Here is a 3,212-nt window from a genome sequence, read left to right on the forward strand (position 1 = left end):
CGTTCCCCACTCCTCGCCGTCGACCGTCGTGTTGATGATCCGCGGGGTGCGCTGGAGGTACTGCGCGGCGGAGCCGGTGAACTCCCTGAAGTGGGCCGACCCGACGTGCTCGGCCGGGGCGTCCCCGTCGCGGAACGCCTCGCAGAGCAGGAAGGTGGTCTCCGCGTCGGGCGAGCGGTACCAGTCGAACCACAGGTTGCCGGGCTCCGCCCTGGTGGCCTCGGTGAAGTCGCGGGTGATCTCGAGCCATGAGTCCGCGAACTCGGGCTTGACGTCGAATCTCACGTTGATGAGCATCATGGCCCCATCCTGCCCGGGCCGGCGCGACCTCGTCGAGTGCTGCGCCCCCGCACCCGATCCCCCCGCACCCGCTGCCCCCGCACCCGATACCGAGGTGACTCGACCCGGAAAGCAGAACGGGCCTACCCTGTACCGGGTGACCATCGAGCTGAGCATCGAGAACCCCTGCGTCCCGCAGACGGAGGCCGACTCCTCCGTCCGCGCGGTCTGGGACCGGCTGTCCGTGGACGCCACGCAGAGTCGCGACGAACCCCTCATCGCCGGCCTGGTCCTGGATCTCGTCGACGGATGCGACGACCTGGGCGAATCCCTCGCGAGGCTCGCCGCCTCGCGCGTCGCGACCCCCGAGATCGGCCGGCACGTCCTGGAGAAGGAGATCAGGGCGATCCTGGTCGAGCACCCGCACGTCCTGGAGGCGGTCGCGGCCGACCTCGTGGTGAGCTTCGAGCGTAACCCGGCCTATCCCAACTACCTGGTTCCCTACCTGTTCGCCAAGGGATTCCTCGGGCTCCAGATCCACCGCGTCGCGCACGAGATGTGGAACTCGGGACGGGTCATGGCGGCCTCGTTCCTCCAGAGCCGGGTGTCCGAGGTCTTCGCCATGGACATCCACCCGGCCGCGCGCGTGGGTTCCGGGATCCTCGTGGACCACGCCACCGGCATCGTGGTGGGCGAGACCTGCGTGATCGGGGACGGCGTCTCGATACTCCAGGGCGTCACCCTCGGCGGGACGGGGAACGAGGACGGCGACCGCCACCCCAAGATCGGTTCGGGGGTGCTGCTGTCGGCCGGGTCGATCGTGCTGGGCAATGTTCACGTGGGCGAGTGCTCGCGGGTGGCCGCCGGTTCGGTGGTGCTCGACCAGGTCCCGCCGCACACGACCGTCGCCGGGGTGCCCGCCAGGGTGGTGCGGCGTCACGCCGACTCGTTGGTCCCCGCCGAGCAGATGGACCAGGAGATCGACCCGGGCGCCGAGTAGGCGTCGCGGGCCACGCGATCGAACGGGACACGGGCGGAGGGCACTGTATGCGGGTACTCGTTGTCGACGACGAACCTGCGCTCCTCGAGAGCGTGCGGCGCGGCCTCGCCGCCGGCGGATGGGCGGTCGAGACGGCCCCGGACGGGGAGATCGGACTCGAGATGGCCGCCGACGGGGACTTCGACGTGGTGGTCCTCGACATCATGATGCCGCGGCGCAGTGGTTACGAGGTGGTGCGCGAGATGCGGCGCCGCGAGATCTGGACCCCCGTGCTCATGCTCACCGCGAAGGACGGCGAGTACGACGAGGCGGACGCGTTCGACCTGGGCGCCGACGACTACCTGGTCAAACCGTTCTCGTTCGTGGTCCTGGAAGCCAGGCTCAGGGCGCTGGTCAGGCGGGGCGCCCCCGAGCGGCCCGTCTCGTTCGTCGCCGGTGACCTCGAGGTCGATCCCGCCGCGCGGGAGGTGCGGCGGGGAGGTGAGCGGATCCCGGTGACGGCGCGGGAGTACGCGGTCCTGGAGTACCTGATCCGGAACCGCAACCAGGTGGTGTCCAAACCCCAGATCCTGCGGGCGGTGTGGGATGCCGCGTACGACGGGGACGACAACATCGTCGAGGTCTACGTGGGCTACCTGCGTCGCAAGATCGACACGCCCTTCGGTGCACGAGCGATCGAGACCGTGCGCGGACAGGGCTACCGACTGGTGGACAGCGAGATGGCGAGCGCCGGGGGCTGACCCGCTCCGCTCACTCGGCCAGTGAAAGCGCCTGGAGGTAGGTGAGCGTGCCGCCAGCCCGGGTCGGTCACGGCTGGTCGGGGTGTTCCCCGATGGTCTCGACCGGTAGGTCCACGACGAACCGCGCTCCGCCCGCGGGGGAGTCCTCGACCCGGACCGATCCCCCGTGGGAGCGGGTGATCTCGGCGACGATCGCCAGCCCCAGGCCGGAGCCCCCGGTGCCCCGGGCGCGGTCGGCGTCGAGTCGGGCGAAGCGGTCGAACACCGTGTCACGCTGCTCGGGTGGCACCCCCTCGCCGTCGTCGTCGACGGTGATCACGGCGCGCGGCCCCGCGGGGCTCGTGCGATCCACGGTGAGCCCGATCGTCACGGCCTCGCGCGCGTGCCGACGCGCGTTGTCGACGAGGTTGCGCACGACCCGCAGCAGGGCGTCGGGGTCGCCGACCAGGCGGGCGGGTTCCACCGAACCGGTGACGTCGAGCCCGCCCAGTCCACGAAGCCGCCCGACCTCGGACAGGACGATGTCGTCCAGGTCCACGTCCTCGCGACGCAGGGGGACGCCCCGCTCGTCGTTCTTGGCCAGCAGGAGCAGATCCTCGACCATCGACCGCATCCGCTGGACCTCGGGGAGCAGGAGATCGTCCACGGTCTCCACGTCGACCGGGGTGCCGGAGGTCGAGGACAGCTCCAACAGGGTCGACAGCGTGGACAGGGGGCTGCGCAACTCGTGCGAGGCGTCGCCCACGAAGGCCACCTGGGCGGTCCTCGCGGCGTCCAGGCGGGCGAGCATCGCGTTCATCGTCCGGGCCAGGCGGGAGATCTCGTCCTCCGCCTCGGGCACCGGCACCCGCTCGCCCCGCCCCGAGGCGGAGATCTCGGCGACCCGCGACCGGATCGATTCCACCGGCCGCAGCACGCGGCCCATCGCGTAGTGCACGAACACCGCGGTCGCCAGTCCGGCCACGGGCACGAAGGACAGGAACAGGATCGCGCCCGCGGCGAGCACGGTGTCGTACCGGTCGGTGTCCGTGCCCACCTCGACGGCGAACGTCACGCCGCCGAGATCCACGCCGACCGACGTCACGCGGAGGTCCGCCCCACCGGGCGACTCCAGTTGGTGCCGGGTGATCTCCCCGGCCGCGGGCGCGGGCACCGGGGGCACGTCCTCGAGTCCGCGGGTGACCTGGGCGGCG

4 protein-coding genes are annotated in these 3,212 nt (G+C 71.4%); 2 read left to right on the forward strand and 2 right to left on the reverse strand.

Annotation, left to right across the window (positions count from 1 at the left end):
- Nucleotides 1–300: putative quinol monooxygenase (locus G6018_RS07740; protein ID WP_182639306.1), on the reverse strand; the 300-nt coding region annotated here is incomplete at its 3' end.
- A 136-nt stretch (nt 301–436) separates the two neighbouring features.
- Between G6018_RS07740 and G6018_RS07745 the strand changes: the two genes are divergently transcribed.
- The gene (locus tag G6018_RS07745) at nt 437–1,279 is read left to right on the forward strand and encodes a serine O-acetyltransferase (RefSeq protein ID WP_182639307.1); all 843 of its coding nucleotides are present in this window, start codon (nt 437–439) and stop codon (nt 1,277–1,279) included.
- Nucleotides 1,280–1,326: 47 nt separating this feature from the next.
- Nucleotides 1,327–2,019: a response regulator transcription factor gene (locus G6018_RS07750; protein ID WP_182639308.1), complete on the forward strand. Its 693-nt coding sequence runs from the start codon at nt 1,327–1,329 to the stop codon at nt 2,017–2,019.
- Nucleotides 2,020–2,086: 67 nt separating this feature from the next.
- On the opposite strand, the gene G6018_RS07755 is transcribed toward G6018_RS07750, so the two are convergent.
- A partial coding sequence (locus tag G6018_RS07755) for an ATP-binding protein (RefSeq protein WP_182639309.1) occupies nt 2,087–3,212 on the reverse strand: 1,126 nt, incomplete at its 5' end.

It is taken from the genome of Dietzia sp. DQ11-44, from assembly GCF_014145205.1.
In the GTDB taxonomy this organism is placed as follows: Bacteria; Actinomycetota; Actinomycetes; order Mycobacteriales; family Mycobacteriaceae; genus Dietzia; species Dietzia natronolimnaea.

Coding starts and splice junctions, on each gene's coding strand:
- G6018_RS07750 (WP_182639308.1), top strand. CDS start 1,327: ATGCGGGTACTCGTTGTCGACGACGAACCTGCGCTCCTCGAGAGCGTG.